This window comes from Psychrobacter sp. AOP30-A2-5, from assembly GCF_052378115.1.
Taxonomy (GTDB): domain Bacteria; phylum Pseudomonadota; class Gammaproteobacteria; order Pseudomonadales; family Moraxellaceae; genus Psychrobacter.
Genome location: NZ_JBQSXK010000013.1, coordinates 41,124 through 62,508 on the forward strand (window position 1 = coordinate 41,124; position 21,385 = coordinate 62,508).

The 21,385-nt window shown below is 41.7% G+C and carries 15 protein-coding genes and 1 pseudogene; 11 read left to right on the forward strand and 5 right to left on the reverse strand.

Translation table 11 applies throughout. The features are described from left to right. Positions 1–59: 59 nt before the first annotated feature. The gene (locus ACT3S4_RS10070) at positions 60–1,202 is read left to right on the forward strand and encodes a metallophosphoesterase (RefSeq protein WP_109592242.1); all 1,143 of its coding nucleotides are present in this window, start codon (positions 60–62) and stop codon (positions 1,200–1,202) included. A 124-nt stretch (positions 1,203–1,326) separates the two neighbouring features. Here the strand turns inward: ACT3S4_RS10070 and ACT3S4_RS10075 are convergent, their stop codons facing one another. Next, positions 1,327–2,730: an alpha/beta hydrolase gene (locus ACT3S4_RS10075; protein WP_444760988.1), complete on the reverse strand. Its 1,404-nt coding sequence runs from the start codon at positions 2,728–2,730 to the stop codon at positions 1,327–1,329. A gap of 458 nt (positions 2,731–3,188) precedes the next feature. Here ACT3S4_RS10075 and grpE point away from each other — a divergent pair, with 458 nt between their 5' ends. After that, complete coding sequence (gene grpE, locus ACT3S4_RS10080) at positions 3,189–3,788, forward strand: nucleotide exchange factor GrpE (RefSeq protein ID WP_193011610.1); 600 nt, start codon at positions 3,189–3,191, stop codon at positions 3,786–3,788. Between the two features lie 192 nt (positions 3,789–3,980). Then, positions 3,981–5,924: a molecular chaperone DnaK gene (gene dnaK / locus ACT3S4_RS10085; protein WP_444760989.1), complete on the forward strand. Its 1,944-nt coding sequence runs from the start codon at positions 3,981–3,983 to the stop codon at positions 5,922–5,924. Positions 5,925–6,032: 108 nt separating this feature from the next. Here dnaK and ACT3S4_RS10090 read toward each other — a convergent pair whose 3' ends face one another. Both ACT3S4_RS10090 and ACT3S4_RS10095 read right to left on the reverse strand, forming a co-directional pair. Beyond that, on the reverse strand, positions 6,033–6,842 hold the full coding sequence (locus ACT3S4_RS10090) for a methyltransferase domain-containing protein (RefSeq protein ID WP_444760990.1): 810 nt from the start codon (positions 6,840–6,842) through the stop codon (positions 6,033–6,035). Positions 6,843–6,916: 74 nt separating this feature from the next. Continuing rightward, positions 6,917–8,149: an 8-amino-7-oxononanoate synthase gene (locus ACT3S4_RS10095; RefSeq protein ID WP_444760991.1), complete on the reverse strand. Its 1,233-nt coding sequence runs from the start codon at positions 8,147–8,149 to the stop codon at positions 6,917–6,919. A gap of 307 nt (positions 8,150–8,456) precedes the next feature. Between ACT3S4_RS10095 and ACT3S4_RS10100 the strand changes: the two genes are divergently transcribed. From ACT3S4_RS10100 to ACT3S4_RS10125, 6 genes are all read left to right on the forward strand, one after another. Then, positions 8,457–9,002, forward strand: coding sequence for a porin family protein (locus tag ACT3S4_RS10100; protein ID WP_198330224.1), 546 nt, complete (start codon positions 8,457–8,459; stop codon positions 9,000–9,002). Between the two features lie 111 nt (positions 9,003–9,113). Further along, positions 9,114–9,656: a porin family protein gene (locus ACT3S4_RS10105; RefSeq protein ID WP_045447596.1), complete on the forward strand. Its 543-nt coding sequence runs from the start codon at positions 9,114–9,116 to the stop codon at positions 9,654–9,656. A 209-nt stretch (positions 9,657–9,865) separates the two neighbouring features. Beyond that, entirely contained in the window at positions 9,866–10,414 is a 549-nt protein-coding gene (locus ACT3S4_RS10110; RefSeq protein ID WP_087816351.1) for a porin family protein, read from the forward strand. A gap of 184 nt (positions 10,415–10,598) precedes the next feature. After that, positions 10,599–11,096, forward strand: coding sequence for an NfeD family protein (locus ACT3S4_RS10115; protein ID WP_087816353.1), 498 nt, complete (start codon positions 10,599–10,601; stop codon positions 11,094–11,096). A gap of 15 nt (positions 11,097–11,111) precedes the next feature. Next, a complete protein-coding gene (locus ACT3S4_RS10120; protein ID WP_045447605.1) occupies positions 11,112–11,972 on the forward strand; it encodes an SPFH domain-containing protein in 861 nt (286 codons plus the stop codon). A 164-nt stretch (positions 11,973–12,136) separates the two neighbouring features. Continuing rightward, positions 12,137–13,528 (forward strand): esterase-like activity of phytase family protein, encoded by a 1,392-nt coding sequence (locus tag ACT3S4_RS10125; protein ID WP_109592234.1) that lies wholly within the window; start codon positions 12,137–12,139, stop codon positions 13,526–13,528. A gap of 278 nt (positions 13,529–13,806) precedes the next feature. Here the strand turns inward: ACT3S4_RS10125 and hemN are convergent, their stop codons facing one another. Both hemN and ACT3S4_RS10135 read right to left on the reverse strand, forming a co-directional pair. After that, positions 13,807–15,348 carry an oxygen-independent coproporphyrinogen III oxidase gene (hemN, locus tag ACT3S4_RS10130; protein WP_109592231.1) on the reverse strand — a complete coding sequence of 514 codons (1,542 nt, stop codon included), beginning with the start codon at positions 15,346–15,348 and terminating at the stop codon, positions 13,807–13,809. Between the two features lie 422 nt (positions 15,349–15,770). Then, complete coding sequence (locus tag ACT3S4_RS10135; protein WP_444760992.1) at positions 15,771–18,254, reverse strand: penicillin acylase family protein; 2,484 nt, start codon at positions 18,252–18,254, stop codon at positions 15,771–15,773. A 370-nt stretch (positions 18,255–18,624) separates the two neighbouring features. Between ACT3S4_RS10135 and ACT3S4_RS10140 the strand changes: the two are divergent. Beyond that, positions 18,625–19,368: pseudogene (locus ACT3S4_RS10140) on the forward strand (magnesium chelatase domain-containing protein); the annotation flags it as partial. Positions 19,369–19,442: 74 nt separating this feature from the next. Next, the gene (locus tag ACT3S4_RS10145) at positions 19,443–21,338 is read left to right on the forward strand and encodes a hypothetical protein (protein WP_301449112.1); all 1,896 of its coding nucleotides are present in this window, start codon (positions 19,443–19,445) and stop codon (positions 21,336–21,338) included. Positions 21,339–21,385: the final 47 nt, after the last annotated feature.

Genomic DNA, 21,385 nt, shown 5'->3' on the forward strand with positions numbered 1-21,385 from the left:
TGCTCGTCTTGTCAGCTGAAAATACACTGCATGGCTGCCATCATACTCAAGGATTTTTCATGCGCTACGCATTTTTTATCACCATTTTTGTGCTATTGCAGCTGTTTAGTGTCGGTGCAGCTCTAAGCGTGCAATGGTGGTTACAGCCTTGGCAGACAGCAGGTTTGCAAACTTCGGTATGGGTTATTGTATTCGTTATTACCAACGGTTTGCTGCTACTCAGTGTCAATAGAGCATTTAAAAACAGCTATCGCTGGATCAGTGGTTGGATGTTAGTCATGCACTTTATGCTATTGACGGCTTTAGTTACCAGCCTATTTTATGGTGGATATTGGTTGGTCACATCGCTAACTGGTGATGCGCTCGCTACACCGGCTACCGTCGATTTTGGGCTGCGCATATTGGCATTGGCAGTGTTTATCGGGTTATTTGTTTACGCCTTATATAGTGCTTATGCGCCTGTGGTACGTGAGTTATCTGTTGATATTGATAAACCTTTGGCTAAGCCATTACGTATTGCGGTCGCTAGCGACTTACATATCGGGAGACTGTTTGGTAGCGGTGCAATAGATAGGCTGCATCATCTTATTGTGCAGCATAAAGCAGACATACTGCTGATGCCGGGCGATATCATGGATGACAATATACAGGCATTTACCAAATATAATATGGCGAAAAACTTGGCGGAGTTATGCAAAAGCCTGCCGTATGGTGTTTATGCAACGCTGGGCAATCATGATTTATACGGGCACGAGCAGCCGATTGTCCAAGCGTTGCGTGCTGCTGGCGTGCAGTTGTTAAATGATGAAGTAATCGGTATCGAGCATGAAGGTCAACCAATCTGGCTGGTTGGGCGTTTTGATAACCATAAAAGACAACGAGTAGCCACAACCGATCTACTGGCTCAAGTTGATACTACACAGCCAGTGATACTGCTAGATCATAGACCAAGTGATATTGCTGAGCACAGCCAAATGCCGATTGATTTACAGCTCTCAGGGCATACCTATAACGGTCAAATATTCCCCGCCAACTTCATTGTCAGTGCCATCAACCGCTTGGGTTATGGCTATGAAGCCATGGGCAAAGGACACTTTGTGGTGTCATCTGGTTACGGCTTTTGGGGCATTCCATTTCGCTTGGGTTCGCGCTCAGAGATTTGGCTGATCACTTTGAATGGTCAGGTTGAAGATAACGTTTAAGAAAGTAATATTTAAGAAAACAATGCTTAAAAAAACAATGCTTAAAAAAGTAACGTTTGAATAATGGCAGCACCATTCTATTTTATAAATAAACCAGCACTTTCTTATACAATCGTATTGATAACTATGCGGCTAATTGTGACTGGGTATTGATAACATCACGCACAAAACTCGCAAACCCTTTAATAATATCGTCTGTTGCTTGTCCGATACCTTGATGAATACTCATAAAATGAATAAAACCATGCGGCGCACCCAGAATGGTATGAGTCTCGACTGCTATACCATGCACCTTTAATTGCTTTGCATAAGCAAATGCTTCATCACGTAATACGTCTAATTCTGCGGCGACAATGTAAGTCGGGCATACTTTGCTATTATCACCAAGCATCGGACAGTTAAGGATATGCTGGCGTGGCAAGGGGCTGTTATCTAAACAAGCAGCATCAAATACAGCCACATCGGCATGATCCAATAATAATCCCTCGCCATATAACTCCCAACTTGGATAATCCGTTTCGATATCCGTCACAGGATATAAAGGCATTTGTGCAAGTGGCTTTGGTAAGCGCTCTAATAAATCGAACATTTTTTGACCTGCAATGCCCAGATCTGACCATGCGATTTGCGAGGGCGCAGTGAGTTGTTGAGCAATCAAAGTGGATAATCCGCCGCCAGCACTATCGCCTGCCAGCACGATTCGCGAGGGTAAAGCACCTAAGGTGTGGCAATGCTCAGCCAGCCAAGCATAGGCAGTGATACAGTCTTTTAATGCGGCTGGTGCTGGATGCTCAGGTGCTAAGCGATAATCAACACTAACTATCGGCCAGCCCGTTTGCTCACAAACCGCGTGGCAAAATTCATGATGGGTATTGACATCACCAATACAAAATCCACCCCCATGAAAATATAACAGCACTGTTTCATCAGAATTATGAGTATCCGCTTTTTTGAACCCTAAGCCATGAGAGCTCGCGTCTGATTGATAACAGCGAATGGTCATATCGCCATCATCAGCGTTGGCAATCACTTTGTCTTCCCAATGCACAAGCTTCTGATTTTTTTTCGTAAATCGCTTCATGTTGCCGATGATATTGTCACTTGCTTGCTGCCATACCTGCGGTGCTTGCATCGCCACGGCGTCAGCGGCGAACCTTTCGCGCAGCTCATGCATTGGTGTCAGCTCAAGAGGCGTTTTAAGCTTACTATTCACCGCGAGAATCAAACGCAGGTGAGCATCGGCGTGCAGATATTGTTTTGAGCTAGGTCCTTTCAAATAACCAACCAAGCTCTCTAATAGTGGCGTTGGCAGATAGCCGACTCCTTTCATGGCATAGTGCAAGGTATGCGGCTGGCAAGTCGTCAACGGGTTATAGCTAAGCACTTTTTGTTTGACGGTCAAACGATTCTCTTGAGTGCCATTTTCTTCTCTTATACCATTATCTATACGATCTGTTGATGCGAGCTTTATCGTCATCAGCGCTTTATTTAATAGCGCATTGATTGATAACACGGTTGATTTAGACATAACACTTCTCGTTGATGATTGTCAGTATGCGTTGTCATATATGAGTGTTCACTTTGACATGAGCCATACTATTTGTAGCAATAATAGAGTAATCAAAAATAAAGTTGAGTATTGTTTGGTAATGGCTTATGTACCAACGGTAAGTTTTTTGGAATAAGTACTGCTTTCTTGTAGCTTGTGTTAACGAACATGGATAGCCATTTACCACCTATGAAATTCTGTTTTGAGCACTTTAATCCAGATTTAGGCAATATTTGTTGTAAATTAGAAAAATTCCCTTGGCTTAGGCTTGAAATTTACCTTCATCACCTTTATCAAACAGCTAGTAGAAGGTACTCATAACAACAATGTGTAAGACGGGTTAATTATTTAATAAGAGCACAGTATCACTAGCAAATAGTGCGTTTGTTGCCTCTTATATCAATCGTCATTATTAAAATTCTAAGGAGCCATCCATCATGAGCGAGAAAAATACCAACCACGAATCCCCTGAGCAAAATGTGGCGCATGACAATATTGAACACAGTGACAGTATTTTAGAAGAAACCATGAAAGAGTTTGATCCACAACACAACTCAGGTGAAGAAATGACTATCGAAAATGAAATCGATCTCGACACCTTTAAAGCCCGCATCGCTGAGCTAGAAGGTGAGGTGAAGGAAGCTAAAGAAGGTACCGCTCGTGCCAATGCCGAAGCTTACAATGCACAAAAACGCATGGAGCAAGAGGCGGATAAGAGCAAAAAATTTGCGCTACAGAAATTTGCCAGAGAGTTGTTAGAGATCGTTGATAACTTAGAGCGTGCTATCGAAAACGCTGATGCCAATGATCCAGTCGCTGAAGGCGTGCAATTGACGCATAAAGCATTATTAGCAGTATTGCATAAAAACGGTATAGAAGTGGTCGACCCGCAAGGCGAGAAATTCAACGCCGATCTTCATGAAGCAGTGGGTATCGATGCAGAGGCGGAAGCTGATACTGTTGGTACTGTATTACAAAAAGGCTATAGCTTGAACGGTCGTTTATTACGCCCAGCCATGGTGCGTGTGGGACAGTAATATCAAAAACTGGATTTTTAGTGTACTAAACCCCAATATAACTAAGGGTTTTCACAAAAAGTCACATGAAAGACAGTTTTTGCATGATTATTGACTTGAAAAAATTCATAAGTAAACCGATATATATAGTAACAAGCGATCAACTACGGTCTGGATAGACAAATATTTAAAATAAATCAGGAGTAAATAATTATGGGTAAAGTAATTGGTATTGATTTAGGTACGACTAACTCGTGTGTCGCAGTAATGGAAGGTGACAAAGTCAAAGTCATCGAAAATGCTGAAGGTACTCGTACAACACCATCGATCGTCGCTTATAAAAATGACGAAATTCTGGTTGGTCAGTCAGCCAAGCGTCAAGCGGTCACCAATCCAAACAATACATTGTTTGCGATTAAGCGTTTGATTGGTCGTCGTTTTGATGACAAAGTCGTGCAAAAAGACATCGGTATGGTGCCTTACAAAATCGTCAAAGCAGATAACGGTGATGCATGGGTAGAAATTAACGGTAAAAAATTGGCGCCACCACAGGTTTCTGCTGAAATCTTGAAAAAAATGAAAAAAACAGCAGAAGACTATCTTGGTGAACCAGTTACGGAAGCAGTGGTAACCGTACCTGCTTACTTTAATGATTCACAGCGTCAGGCAACAAAAGACGCGGGTAAAATTGCTGGTCTTGATGTGAAACGTATCATCAACGAACCAACGGCCGCTGCTCTTGCTTATGGTATGGATAAAAAGCAAGGCGATAGCACGGTTGCTGTTTATGACTTGGGTGGTGGTACTTTTGACGTATCAATCATCGAAATCGCTGACGTTGATGGCGAGCAGCAGTTTGAAGTTTTAGCAACCAATGGTGATACATTCCTTGGTGGTGAAGACTTTGACTCAGCATTGATTGATTATTTGGTTGATGAGTTCAAAAAAGACCAAGATGTCAATTTGAAAGGTGACTCATTGGCGATGCAGCGTCTAAAAGAAGCGGCAGAAAAAGCGAAAATTGAGTTATCAAGTGCCCAAAGTACTGAAGTGAACTTGCCTTATATTACTGCAGACAGCAATGGTCCTAAGCATTTGGTGGTCACTATCAGTCGCTCAAAACTTGAGAGCTTAACTGAAGAGTTGGTACAACGTACCATGGGTCCTTGTAAGATTGCCCTTGAAGATGCTGGCATAAAAATTGGTGACATCGATGATGTTATCTTAGTTGGTGGTCAGACTCGTATGCCACTGGTACAGCAAAAAGTACAAGAGTTCTTCGGTCAGGAGCCACGTAAAGATGTGAACCCTGATGAAGCAGTAGCGGCAGGGGCAGCGATTCAAGGCGCGGTATTGTCTGGTGAAAAAACAGACGTATTGTTACTTGATGTGACGCCACTAACGCTTGGTATCGAAACGATGGGTGGTGTCATGACACCAGTTATTGAGAAAAACACCATGATTCCTACTAAGAAATCACAGGTATTCTCAACGGCTGAAGACAACCAACCAGCTGTGACCATTCAGGTTTATCAAGGCGAGCGTAAAATCGCTAACCAAAATAAACAGCTTGGTCGTTTTGATTTGACGGATATTCCACCAGCACCACGTGGTCTACCGCAAATTGAAGTTACTTTTGACATCAATGCTGACGGTATCATGAATATCTCAGCAACTGACAAAGGTACGGGTAAAGCGCAAAGCATCCAGATCAAAGCAGATTCTGGCTTGACGGATGAAGAAATCGAGCAAATGGTTCGTGATGCAGAAGCCAATGCTGCAGAAGACGAAAAATTTGCTAACTTAGCGCAAGTTCGTAACGAAGCAGATGGTCGTATTCATGCGGTACAAAAAGCGTTGAAAGACGCTGAAGATAAGGTAACTGCTGAAGAAAAATCAACAGTAGAAGCTGCTATCACTGAGCTTGAAGCGGTGATGAAAGAAGATGATCATGATGACATCAAAGCCAAGCTTGAAGCATTAGACAATGCCTTCTTGCCAGTTAGTCAGAAGATTTATGCTGATGCAGGCGCAGGTAGCGAGGGCATGGATCCAAGCCAGTTCCAACAAGGCGCGGACAATGCAGCAGATAGCAACCAAGCTGATGATGACGTCGTTGATGCTGAGTTTACTGAAGTAGACGAAGACAAAAAATAATTGTGATTTAGTAACTAAACGCAGTTAAAACAAAAAACGCATCCTTCGGGATGCGTTTTTTTATGGCTGTTATTTATAAGAAATATCCTACCACTCTATATCTTGTCTTTATAATTTAAAGGCACTCACTATCAGTACTTCATAAGTCAAATGAACGATAGGCTGACCGTCGTCATCTTGCGCCGAAAAATGTTTCCAATAATCAGACTCAAACTGTTGCAAGCGTGCCTTGGTCCACATAAAGGGCTGGGTGCTGTTGGCTTTTACTTGCGTCTGATTGGTCGATACGCCGGTCAACTTCATATGTTTTAAGATAGCGTAGGGACTGGCAAACGGTAACTCGAAACGCTGAGTGGACAGTTCAATTTTCTCAAAACCCGCACTAATCAGTGCCAGTCGCCACTCAATGATATCGGGATAGTGAAGACCCTGATCCGTTAGAGTCTTTATTTGCAAAAAGTTATTTGGCGTAAAAGTGTTAAACAGTAGTTGACCTCCAGCTCGTAAATGGCGTGCTGATTGCGCAACAAAGTTTAAGGGATCATCAAACCACTGCACTGCATTGGCACTGATTATCAAGCTATGCTCATCCTCAAAGTCCATCGTTTCAGCATCGCCAATTGCTATGTCAGCATTGGGCATTATGGACTGTAAAGTAGCCGCTTGTTCAGCGCATAATTCATTGATTAGCCAATATTGACTTTGAATGTATGCTGCGAGTAAGCGGGTCATTTGACCGGTTCCTGCACCGACTTCAAGCACACTATCGTGTTGAGTGTGAGTGAGTTTGTCTATTAAATATTGACAGACTTGCTGCTGAACATTGGCATGCTGGTCATAGTCGCTGGCATTGGCAAAATGACGAGCGATGGTTTGTTTTCTGGGGCTAAAGTTATCAGGCGTGGCGAGTGTTTTCATACGGTTTATTATATCCAAGTGAGCCAATTATCAATCGATAGCAGGACTGACGTCGCTGATGTATAACAACAGCGTTATAATTGTCTTATCAATTGTTCGCAGTCTTCATCTGTCAGCTTGGCATTCATCACCAAACGGATACGAGCGGTGTTTGTAGGCACAGTGGGTGGCCTGATAGGCAGGGCGTAAAAACCTGCTGCTTGCAATTGTTGTGCTTTGGCAAGCGTGCTGGCATTGTCGCCCAAGATGTAAGGCACAATAGGTGATTCATAGTGTGGATGCTGGATGTTCTGGGACACACGGTATCTTGGCTCGATGGCTTGACTAAGCTTGGTAGACAACCGCACTAAATGCGCCCGTTGATTATTTAGCATTGGCATTTTTGCTAAAATAAATCGCGTCCATGCGTGATTGATAGGGGGTAATGCAGTACTAAAAATTAGTGGACGCATGCGGTTAATTAGCCATTGCTTGACGACATCATCGCACATGATATAAGCACCCACCGAGGCAAACGCTTTACCGAAAGTACCGACCAAATAGTCAATATCAGCCAATGTCTGTGTTTCTTCCGCTAGCCCCAATCCTGTATGACCTAATACACCGATGGCATGAGCCTCATCGACATACAGTTCGATACGAGCATCGCTAGCTTTTAATTGTACCAGTTGACATAAATCCGCACGATCACCATCCATACTAAAGATGCTCTCAGTGACAATAATGATGCGCTCAATGTCTGGCGCTGCTTGCTCAATAAACGTCGCCAAATGTTCATAATCATTGTGACGATAACGACGATAGCTGACAAGTTTGCTTTGGCTCAACCGCAACCCATCGATAATGCTGGCATGTACCAGCTTGTCAGCTAAGATCAGTGTTTTGACTGACAAGGCTGTCAGGGCTGGCAATATACCAAGATTGGCATGATAGCCGCTATTCAATACCAACACCGATTTTGAGGCAGAGATGTCTTGTTTGCCGACAGCGGTTTGATACCATTCCTGCAACTCAGACTCTAGCGCTTGTAGTTGTGCATCATTTCCAGTGAGCAAGCGTGAGGACGTCGCACTCATTTTAGGCATTTGTGCGACTGATAACTGTGTTAGTTGACTGAGAAATTCGTTTTGTAATTCGGTATCGCCGCCTAAGCCCAAATAATCGTTACTGGCGATATTGAGTAAGGTTTTACCTTCGCTAATAACGTATTGCCCATGATGTTGAAGATTGGGTAATTGACGGTATTGTTGGGTGGCTTTGAGTGCTGTAAGCGCTTCTTGCAAGCGGCTAGTTATATGTCCAGTCATTATTTTTACCTTAAAATATTCGGTATCTCTTATTGTTTTATGCTTATTTCTACTAGAAAGGCGATGAAATGAGTAGGGATTATTGCATAAACTCAGTGGTTGTAACAAAAGATTTCATATCTTTGCCTTTGTAACCCAAGCACTGATAAATACTTGCAAATCTTAACTCTCATACCATCAAACACTGACAGACGACTTGAAATAGTTTGTTACTATATACCCATCGTTAGCAAACAAGGCGATAGGGCTATAAAAGCCAATATAAATAGATAACTTGTTTGTCCAAATTGATTTTAAGGAGCTAATAATGAAAACTCTACAAAAAACGCTACTTGCACTAGCAGCTGGTTCTTTGTTAACTGTTGGCGCACAGGCCGCTACTTCTTATAGCAACGGTTACACTGGTCAGCCGTATGTCGGCGTCAAAGTCGGTCAGTTTGATCTAGATATCGACAATGCAGATGATCCAACTGCTTATGGTGTCTACGGTGGTTATAACTTCGATCAAAACTTCGGTGTCGAAGCAGAGTATGTAGGTTCAGATGATGCTGATTACAGAAACGGTGATCTTGATGCCAAAACTTATGGCGCATATGGTACGGCACGCTACCAGTTCCCAAATACTGGCTTATACGCTAAAGGTAAGCTAGGGGTTGCCAAAACTGAAGTAGAAGGTGATTACACCGTTGGTCCAGTTAAAGTTTCGAAATCTAGCAGCGACACAGGTCTTGCTGGTGGTGTAGGTCTTGGTTACTCAGTGAACCCTAACTTCGGTGTCGAAGCTGAATACTCAATGATGGACAGTGATGTCGATGCCAAACTACTTACTGTTGGCGCTCAGTTGAAGTTCTAAAGCCAAAACGATTTATCAGCTAAACGAGTGAGAGAAGATGGCAACAATAATCTTTTCTCATCCAGATACTTTACAGACAAATAATTAAAAATATAACCCTAGGGGAATACTATGAAAACTTTACAAAAAACGTTACTTGCATTAGCAGCTGGTTCTTTATTAAGCATGGGTGCACAAGCTGCCGTATCTTATGGCAACGGTTACACTGGTCAGCCATACGTTGGTGTAAAAGTCGGTCAGTTTGACCTAGATGTAAACGGTGCTGACAAGCCAACTGCTTATGGTGTCTATGGTGGTTACAACTTTGATCCTAACTTTGGTATCGAAGCAGAATATGTAGGTTCAGGCGATGCCGATTATTATAACGGTGATATCGATGCCAAGAGCTATGGCGCGTATGGTACTTATCGTTATCAGTTCCCAAATACTGCGCTATATGCCAAAGGTAAGCTAGGTGTTGCTAAGACTGAAATCGAAGGTAACTATATCGTTGAAGACTCTAATAGAAAAACCATTTCTAACGATGATACCAGTCTTGCAGGTGGTGTAGGCCTTGGTTATTCGGTTAACCCAAACTTCAGTGTTGAAGCTGAATATGACATGTTAGGTAGCGACGCAGATCTTATGACTGTTGGTGCTCAGCTAAAATTCTAAGTTTCTGATTAGCAGTATGATAACTAAAAAACGCACCCTTCGAGGTGCGTTTTTTTGTACGATAAAAAGCACTGTAAGCGTCATTAAAAAAGAGTGCATTCGAAATAAGGTTCTGTTAATATCTCGAATTCGACAATAGTTCAGCTAACTTATATGCTCTGTTATTTTCATTCAGATGGTATTTTTAGTTTTATTTAACAGGAAGATATATGAATACTTTACAAAAAGCTTTGATCGCCCTATCAGTTGGCTCTTTATTGAGTGTCAGCGCGCAAGCGGCAGTTAACTATGCAGGTCAGCCGTATGTTGGTGTAAAAGCTGGTAAGTTCATGGTAGATGCTGATGATCTAGATGATCCTACTGCTTATGGTATTTATGCTGGTTATAACTTTGATCCTAACTTTGGTGCTGAAGTTGAATATGTAGGCTCTAGTGACACTGATATTGATACAGGTACCAGACTTCTTAAGGGTGAATATGACCTTAAAACTTATGGTGCTTACGGTACTTACCGTTATCAATTCCCTAATACTGGTTTATATGCCAAAGGTAAGTTAGGGTTTGCTAAAGCTGAGATTGATGCGTCTTTAAGTGACGTACTTGGAAACACTATTAGTGAAAGCGATAGCGATAGTGGTGTTGCTGGTGGTATTGGTTTGGGTTATAACTTTAACCCTAGCATGAGCGTTGAAGCTGAATATGATTATGTCGCTGAAGATATTACTCTATTAACTTTAGGTGCTCACATTAAGTTTTAATAAGTTGATTAAAGAAAAAAGAAACGATCGCTTTGGCGGTCGTTTTTTTATGCTCTAAGTTTTAATATGTGTTTCTTACATTTTTCGAAGTATACACATCATATATTGATGATTTTTAAGAAATTACTAACACCAAAAATGTGCTACATTAAAAGTTAGAATGATAAAGATAGGGAATGTAGTGATGATGGAGATGCTTTGGATGATTGAACCTTGGCACTGGTTAGTCTTAGGTTTCATATTGCTGATCATTGAGATGTTTGTGCCGACATTCGCCAGCCTTTGGTTTGGTGCCGCTGCCATCATCGTTGCCGCGCTTTCGTGGCTATTGCCTATTTCTGTCTCTGTGCAAATTATTATTTGGTTGGTGCTTTCTGCCATATTCTTGCTGGCATGGTTCAAGTTTATTAAACCCTTATCAGTAGATCGCACCAAAGCAGGCTTGGGTGGTAGTGTTATCGTTGGTGAAACTGGCATGATTATCGTCCAGCCACAGCCAGATAGAGCGGGCACCGTCAGATTCAGTGTTCCTATTGTTGGGGCAGCGGAGTGGATGTGCCGCACTACGGGTGAGCCGGTGGCGGTCGGCGATCGAGTGGTGGTGACCGATATTGTCGGTAATGAGCTGATTGTGAGCAGTATGAAATCGCAGGCAGCGATTAATAAAGACATGCAATTATAATAATAAGGATGAATTATGGAAAGCTTTAGCATTGTCATGGTGGTTTTGGTTGCACTGGTTGTCTTTACGGTTTTCAAAGGCGTTCGAATCGTGCCACAAGGCTATAAGTGGGTGGTGCAGCGATTGGGCAAATATAGCCAAACACTAGAGCCAGGTCTCAACCTTATTATTCCTTTCGTTGATGATGTCGCTTATAAAGTGACGACCAAAGACATTGTTCTTGATATTCCCTCACAAGAGGTCATTACGCGAGACAACGTTGTTATCATTGCCAACGCCGTGGCGTATATCAATATCGTGCGCCCAGATAAGGCCGTTTATGGCATTGAAGATTATGAATATGGTATTCGTAATTTGGTGCAGACGTCACTACGTTCAATTATCGGTGAGATGGATCTTGATAGTGCATTATCTAGCCGTGATGAAATCAAAATGAAGCTAAAGCATGCGATATCAGAAGATATTGCGGACTGGGGTATCACCCTAAAGACAGTAGAAATTCAAGATATTAATCCATCGCAAACGATGCAAGCATCAATGGAAGAGCAGGCAGCGGCAGAGCGTCTGCGCCGTGCGACAGTAACTCGTGCTGATGGTCAAAAGCAAGCGGCTATCTTAGAGGCAGATGGACGTTTAGAGGCGTCACGTCGTGATGCCGAAGCACAAGTGGTATTGGCGAGAGGTTCTGAAGAGTCTATTCGCCTGATTACTAATGCAATGGGCGAGGAAGAGATGCCTATTGTCTACTTACTTGGTGAGCAATATATTAAGGCGATTCGTGAGCTGGCAGAGTCTGACAATGCAAAAATGGTGGTATTACCTGCTGATATCTTAAGTACCATCAAGGGTATGGTGGGTGATAAGCTTAAGGTTTAATCGGTCATGTATAGCCATGTGCTATAGCATTAACTCTTAAAATGGTCAGTGAGCTTATTAGGCGCTGGCTATTTTTTCGACTGTCAATTGTGCTGAACGCTACATCTAATAAATTACTCATATGGTTCGTTTAACAAGAATAAAATATATATCAGGGATAAAAAATGACGATAAAAAATATTAATACAGAAATCATTCAAATAAAAGACTTTATCCAAGGCACGGCACTACCTTATACCGTGCTAGATGATACGCATATCAATGCTGCGTATCCTGAGAGGAAGCTTGAGGTTAGAGGGGGTGGTTTCGGTTCAGATGCAGCGGCTCATCCAACCAATGCCAATCAATTTTATGTGCTCACCGATCGCGGTCCCAATGCGGATTTCGAAGGTAGTGCAGGCAAAGGTAAACAGTTTTTAGTACCTGACTATACACCGCGCATCGGACTGTTTGAGCTACAAGCAACTGGGCAAATTATTAAGATCAAAGAGATACTGCTAAAAGACGCAAATGGCAATCCTATCTCTGGGCTACCGAATCCACAAGCACTCGGCGGAACTAATGAAGTCCCTTACGATGTCGACGGCCAGCCGATGACCATTAATCCCAACCTACCTTTTGATGCAGTGACCAATCCTATCAAAAACGATATCAATGGTTTAGATCCTGAAGGTCTTGCTGCGCTCACAGATGGTAGTTTTTGGATCAGTGATGAGTATGGTCCTCATTTGGTTCATTACAATGCGCAGGGGGTGGAGATTGAGCGTATCAATGCCTTTGCGAGCGATGAGCGCAATAATGTGATGGCTAATGGTCAGCCGATTTTACTACCAGCAGAATTTATCAAACGTCGTGCAAATCGCGGTATGGAAGCATTAACGATTACTCCAGATCAGAGCACACTGGTGGGTATTATGGAGTCTTCTATGGACAACCCTGATCACTCAGGTCGTGTTTCTAGTTTGACGCGCATCGTCACTATCAATCTATACTCTGGTCAAATAGCACAGTATTTGTATCGTCTCGATCATGCTCACCATGTGACTTCGGGTATCGTTGCGATTAACAATCACGAGTTTTATTTGATTGAACATGATCGCAAGTTTCCGCTGCAAGACAAGTCTGCGCAAAAGCTCATTTATAAAATTGATCTCTCGCAGGCGACTGATATTGAGAATATTTTAAATACAGATAATATCAAGCAAGATCATGTATTGGGTTTAACGATTAATGAACAAACGCTGGAGCAGCTTATTGCAGCCGATGAAAAAAATTGGCAATTGCTGAAGGAATTGGCAATCAAACCAGTCAAGAAAACCTTGGCAGTCGACGTTCTCGCAACTGTAGAGTATCCACATGATAAGTTAGAAGGTTTATGGTTGCGTCAAGATGGCTCATTGGGTCTACTGAATGACGATGACTTTGCGATGACGGATTCAATGATTGCCAACGCTAAAAGCACAATCGAGCAAAAATATTTGGACAGTGAAAAAACAATAGAAGATGCAAATAGGCTATATATGGTGATGCCTTCTGAATGTGGTGATGGCTACTGAGTAGGCTAGGGCATGTCCTCAATTCAATTGATCATATCTAAACGGACAAAAAATGGCTAAATTTTGCCAAACATCGTTAAATAGCTGGTTAATATCCCGATATTATCTGTGCTATTTTCCTCGTTTGACTGCAATTTATCTCATTTTTATCACCATTTTTGAAATGAGGACACGCCCTAGAGGTATTTTTCGTCAATCATCAGCTTTATTAAACACCGTAAAAAAGACCTCGATTAAGGTCTTTTTTATGACTGCTTTTAATGTATGGAATCACTCAATCAGATAACTTTTGAGAAACGATTCTTATGTTTTTTCTCAAGATACTCATCAAATACCATGGCGACGTTACGACCTAACAATCGACCTTTTGGTAGCACGCGAATGCCAGCCGCGTCCATATCGATGAGCTTGTCTTCTTGCATGGCGCCAAGCTGTTGAATCTCATTGATAAAGTAAGTGATGGCATCGATACCAAATTTTTGATTGACGTCTTTAAAGTCGATATAGTCGTGACAGAGTAGATTCATAATCACATATTCACGCAAGCGATCTTTGATAGATGTTTTGATGACTTTTACTGCAGGCATGGCAGCCGAGTTACTTTGTGCAGCATCGATGCTCGCTTGATAAACTGATAAATCTGTATCATTTTGCAAAATATAGCGGGTATTGGCATTGGCAATTTGACTGATAGAGGAGACGCCGAAGCCCAATAAATCACAATCGCCCATGATGGTATAACCTTGAAAGTTACGATGCAGTTTGCCCTCACGCTGCGCCACGGCTAATTCATCATCAGGCTTGGCGAAGTGATCAATACCGATATATTGATAGCCAGCTTCGGTCAGCGTATTGATGCTATTGCCAAGCATTGTAAGCTTGGCTGCTGGGTCTGGTAAATCGGCTTCTTTAATCTGGCGCTGGGCCTTAAAACGTTCTGGCAAGTGTGCGTAATTGAATACTGACAAGCGATCCGGCGACATCTCGATGATACGGCGCACCGTTTTATCTAAGGTTGCGGGTGTTTGATGCGGCAAGCCATAAATCAGGTCGATATTGATAGAGTGAAAACCTAGATCCCGCGCCTCATTTAACACATTTTCAATGAGCTCTGCTGAATGTACACGGTTGACGGCGATTTGTACCGTTTCATCGAGGTCTTGTACACCTAAACTGACACGGTTAAAGCCAAGGTTACGCAATACTTTTAACGTCTCGCCACTCAGCTCACGTGGGTCAATTTCAATAGAGTAATCGCCTTTGTCTTCAGGTAAGAATTCAAACTGAGTTTGTAAAAACTGCCACAGTTGAACCATTTCTTCATCACGCAAAAATGTTGGCGTACCCCCACCCAAATGCAGCTGTTTAACGAGGGGTTTACTACTACCTTCTGGGACAGATAGCAGGCGGCGTTTGTGCTTAATCTCAGCGATTAAATACTGCAAATAATCGCCTGAGTCGCTATTTTTCTTGGTGATAATTTTATTGCAAGCGCAGTAATAGCAGAGGTGACGACAAAAAGGAATATGAAAATATAAAGACAGTGGTGCACGAGCTTCACGGTTCTGAAGGATCTTTGCCTCAAGACCATCAGAGATGGGTGAGAACTCTAAAGCGGTCGGATAGGAGGTATAACGTGGTCCTGAACGATTGTATTTATTAATAATAGCTTCATCAAAGGCAGGTAGCTGCTTACTCATCATACTGCCACGCGTACTGGCATAAGGACTTTCTGATTGCATAACAGGGCGTGTCGTGGTCGGTTGCTCTCCTGCACGATTGTAAGGTTGCTGAGTATTTGATTCTGAATGTTCTGTCATGCGGTACTCCTCGTTTTGACCTTGAGTATTACTGTTCTTACATCTCTAACGACCAAATATTTAAAAGCCAGTAGGTGTTTGATAGATCGTTAATAACCATAATAACTTTGTTATCAATAATAATTTTCACAGCGCTATATGCTGCTAAAGTTATAGCCATCAATAAGCACTAGTATAACAAATCCTTGTTTGCAGTGGGGTGGTCGGCGAGTTTTCTTACATGCAAACTGTCTATGATAAGTCCATTTGGTTTTGGCAATTATACTCATACCCCTCTTGCGGTTAGCTGGCTAAGTGCTGGCATCATGATGCATCGACGATATTCAAACAGACTGCTTCCATAAAGTAAAAAAGACCTCAGCATATATCTGAGGTCTTTTTATCACTAATTTAAGTTATCACTAATTCAAGTTACGTCAAACTTATTCTTTTAGCTGGATTTTATTGCCAACGGCTTGCTTGCTAACGTCATTAGCATTGAAGGGTAAACGAATCCATTCTTTAGCTGAGTAGCGACCACTCTGGTCACGATGGAACGGTCGAGTAGTATCAGAAGCTTGCGAGTAACCTAATAAGGCTTCTGCTACAGGGCCGCTTTTATCAAAGGTAACGGTTTGCATATATGTTGGACCAAAATTAATGAGGTAGTTTGCGCCATCATTAGCGCTTGTGCCTCTCGTTTCTGCAACATTGAATACACCTTCACGACCAAAGCCACCATGCATAGCAATACGCTCGTCGTTTTTACTAGCATCAACGATATACTGCAAATCAGATAAAGACGCATCAAGAGCGATGTTTTTATCTTGGAAGAACTTAATGGAATCTCCTAAAGCAGTACGTGTATCCGCACTAATAATTAAACCACGAGGCGTATTGACTGGGTCTTTTGCATCAAATTTAACACTGAATATCGTATCCGTCGTTTCATTAAAGTCCACATTACGCCAAAACTCTCTAAAGACATGAGCACCTTTGCTATCTAAATTATTACGACGATCCCAATTACTCAAGATATTACAAGCATTGGTTGCATCAATAGTAGAGCCACCCGTCAAAGGCATGCTAGCATTCGCTCGACAATCTGCTAGTACGTCGTCGAGTACCAACTCAGCGACATAACTGCGGTTACCATAGACGACCTCTTGCATATTGTTTAAATTGAAGTTAGTACCGCCTAAGTTATCTTTATTACTGAATCGATCTTGTATTTGAACCAGTCCCATACGTGAGCGCATAAGCAATGGAACACCAGCTGCTGGACTAGCACCTAAGAAGGGGGCTAAACGACGACGTAGGAGCGGTGAAAATCCAGTCAGTGGTTGCTCTAAATTGCTTAACCAATAGCTATCATTTGAGTTAGCAACATAATCATCGCGGATCAAGAAAGGTAATTTTGAGCGCCCAAAAATACCTGCTTGCGGTGAGTCTGTATCAACTCCCCATTCACAGGCAGCGGTACTACCATTCAGTGCTGGCAAGTCAGAGGCAATTAACGCACCAAGGAAGGGGCCAGATGCAGCACTACTACAAGCTTCAAGCTTAGTTTTGGTCACATTTGGTACGGTTGAGATGTCAGCATAGAGTGCCTTACCATTACGGTCGGTAGCAATAGTATTAACAAATCCAAGACCAAGGACGCTTTGCATTCTATCGACTAAGTCCTCAACGCTTGTAGCCTTATTCATACTACGCCACTGATTGAGTGCTCTTGGGTTTTCAGAGGCGGCATCACGAATAGTATAAGCTAGATTATTAGCGCCCCATGCTGGTAATTGACCATTGAGTAAATTGACCGCTAACATAGGTCCATATTGTGAGACATAAATATTGTGAACCTGCGTCTGATTATTTGGTAGCTGAATAGTGACAGGAACGGTTTCGATATCACGCTGCTCAGTCACACCAGCGCTATTAATATAATTGTATTTGAGAGGATCTCCATCAACTAAGCTAAGCTGATAAAGCGTAAAACGTTTGGCAGTGGATACGGTATGGCTCCAAGCCACGTCTTTATTAAAACCGATGTTAGGGAAAGGCTGACCTTGTTGAGCCGCACCCATCACATCCAGCTCACCTGGCATCGTTAAGTGAAATTGATAGAAGCGTTGGACGCCATCCCATGGCTCATGCGGATTGCCATACATGACCCCGCTACTAGTACCAGTCACCTCCTTGCCAAAGGCATAGGCATTACTACCGCCACTCATCGCATTAATCGTATCCATATTGAATGCAGGTGCTGACTCTACGACAGGGTTTGCGACTGGAACACTACGCATTCTTGAGCTACCCTGAACGCCAGCAATAGAGGGCGGTGCCGCTGCTACAATGGGACCGACAAAATTAGATAAGCCACCACGTAGATTGGCTTTACCGTAGACCGTCAATAAATCATCGAGAGTAATCTCTCGTACCCATTCAGCATTGGCACAAGCAGGATCGATATTAGCCACGCCTTTATCACGTAGATAACGGCTATAGCCTGCTGCATAACCTGTCACAGCATCAATGACTTCAGGGTCTTGAGCTGCTAAAAATTCAGCTTTTCGCTTGTCAGTGTTGTACCACGTATAAAAAGCATCGCTAGCCAAATTACCGTCAGCGCCTAGATACAGCATACTCTGACCGCTAGCGACTACAACTTCACGCGCTAGTGAGCAGAAATTATCTTCTGCGAATGCATAACCGACGCCATAACCAAGGCCTTTGTAATCCTTTGCGGTGATGTGCGGTATACCGAACTCAGTGCGCTGAATATCGGCTTCATAATTAGTGGAAGGGGATATGACATCATCGTCATTGAAACTACTGTCGCTATCTGAGCAGCCGAATAGTCCTAAGGATACTGCTACTGTCAGTAGCGTGAGTGTGGGCACACGCCGATTATGCATCTTTATGCTCATAAGTTTATCCATCCATGGTAGTAGGTATTATATAAAGTAGGTGTTATATAAATCTGCAGCAAAAAGCCGCCAGCAAACTTTATATGATCAATAAAATCCTTTTATTGCCAATACTCTTGCTAATCTTTAGTGCTTTGTAGCACGATTAAAATTATCCAATACGTTAATAACGTGGTTAACAGGGGTGAGAACCTTTGGATAATCTTTGGAGCAGCATAGCCGAATAAGACTGAGCGAAAGAGCATCCGTTTATCATATAACAACTGTTGATAACTATGCTAGTAAATAAAATGAGACAAGAAAACACGACATTTGCGCACTGATACATAATGCTCTATTATCAATTATTCCCTATATTAGGAAAATGCTGATGTCGTTTGCCCAAGTCTATACTCGTTCAGTCGTCGGACTGCATGCGCCCAAGGTCATTATTGAAGTGCATCTGTCACAAGGGTTGCCAGCATTGACCATCGTCGGTTTGCCGGAGGCGGCGGTACGTGAGAGCAAAGATCGTGTACGTTCTGCGATTCTGAACTCTGGCTTTCAATTTCCTAATCGTCGTCTCACTATCAATTTAGCCCCCGCTGATTTGCCTAAAGATGGCGCGCGTCTTGATTTACCGATTGCCATCGGAATCTTGGCAGCCAGTGATCAATTGGATCCAGAAGTATTATCAGGGTTTGAGTTTATCGGTGAGTTAGCGCTCAATGGGAATTTACGGCAAGTGACAGGCAGCTTAGCGGTGGCACGAGCGATCAAAGCTGAGGCGCTGGCGTCCAAAGTATTGCAGGTGGCAAAGACAACTGAACAAGAGCTGAGCGAACCGCAGCCAAAACTACCGCAGCTTATCGTACCGATTGATAATGGTGCTGAGGCTAGCCGTGTGGATGGTGTGACGATACTAGCCGCGCAAAGCTTAAAGACAGTTTGTGACCACTTACAGTCGTTAGCGAACCCAAGCGCAGCCTATGAATCTTTGGACGTTGTACAACCGAGTCCAGCACAGCAGCATGTTGGCTATCAAGTGGATTTGGCTGATGTCAAAGGACAGCATCATGCACGGCGCGCGCTAGAGATTGCCGCTGCTGGTGGTCATTCGCTGTTATTTACAGGTGTAATAGTTCCAAATTAATGGCAAAAAATCTAAATTGATGGCACAATAATATCATTGATAAATGTGAGAACTATATGAGCCATTTTTTTACTAAAGACAGTCCTAGAGAAAAATATAAAAATTCCTTCGACATTAGTAACTACATAAAGCCTCATTCTCAGGTTGATTATGATACAGATGCTAATTCTGAACCTGACCGTAATTATACGATAAATCATTTTAATAAGAATTTTGAATATGTGGTCGTTTGGTATGACAAGGATTTTATTGCACCTACTAATGCAAGCTCAAGCTCCAACAGCAACGGAACAGTTACCTATGTAGATGTTTTATTCGCTAATTTAACAGAGCCTAAGTATATTAAAAAAGAAAATGGAGAAGAAGCTACTAGCTATTTAAAGTTAAGAATTCATATCAACCACATACATAAATTACCTTTCGGTAGTATTTGGAAAAATGGTAAGTCAGAAGAGCGCTTTGTTCTTAATTCCTATGAAGTTGAAGTTGAAGATAATTATAATATTCACTCTTTTTCAAAAGCATATTTTGATATGAGAGTTGGAGCAGAAATAGACCTTAAAGAAAATCCTACATTTGAGGAAACTATCAAAAGAAGCCAACTAATAAATGAAATGCCATTCGATAGTACAAAATACTTTGAAAAAATAAATGGCTATGATAAAAATCAATTAATAAATATTGAAGATGGTGAACATAAAATTATCGTTCACCCTTTATCTTTATTCATTACCCATTATGGGTATTCCATGGATATAAAACGTATTATTAGTAGATATAATTTGGATACTATAGAGAAAAAACTGATTCCAAGAAACAAACAGATCGAAGAAAAAATGAAGGCCGAGGGAGTTGATGAATATGTTGTATTACCTCCAAAATTCACTCAAAGAGACGCAGTATTTCTACATCAGTTAAAATATAACTTAGACGTATGGAAAAAAGTTGAGAAAATACACAACAATATTCAAGAGGCTAAAGATAATAAAAAAAGAAACGTTCGAATTGATTTTTGGTATCAACCTTTGACCTTACATATTAAGGGTATCCCTATCGGGGATAAAATATTATGCGCAAATATTATCGGTATCAGTGAACCTAAACTTGATCCTATTAACCTTGTTCTTCAACCAAAAAGACGACTTAGCACTGATGAATCTATAGAGATTCAAGATTTTTTGACAGTAAGGCAGTACATACCACCAGATAATATTGAAGATCTAGATTTTACTCACAACCCTGTAAATAATCTAACGACTTTAATATTACTCGAACGATTGGAGAGAATTGGTGATCTAGTCATAATCAACAAACTAACAAACGGTATAATTTCTAAACCTATTGATGATAGCACACGCTTTGTAAAAGAAGAGATGCCAGAGGAACTAGGTGTAGGAGAGAAAATTGGGAGAGGATCAACAGGTTTAGCCAAGGGACTTTTTGATGTAAAAGAAGACGATCAATCTCGCTTTAATAAAACTTGGAATCATGCTAAAGAGTACTCGAAACAAAATCATGGAACCGCACGCTGGTTTACTTTTGGTCAGGGTCTTCAAGAGCAGGACGATTTCTATGTGATGTCTTTAGCCAAGTTACACTCTACTGCTCATGATTTATACTGGCCTGAGTATGTTTTAGTCATAGAATTGCAAATTGCGGAAAATAAGTATTATATTTTAGAGTTTGGAGAAGTAAAGTTAAAGAAGAAAAATGACTCAAAAAGCAATGGAACAAGAGTAAAAGGTTTTAATGGCATCGCTTATAAAACTGACAATGATGAAGATTTTTTCAGTAAGGACGGTAAGCTAGTTGAATTGATAGCAAAAGTTGTAAGTTTAAACGGAACTCTAAACTCTGAATTTACTAACTTTTACAATGGGAAGTTAGCTTTGTTTAAGCATCCTAACTCGATTAACAGTAATTGGGTCAGAAACGGTATAGATAACTTATAACACACTTAAAATCTAATCAATTCAAATATAAAAATTAGTATTATTAT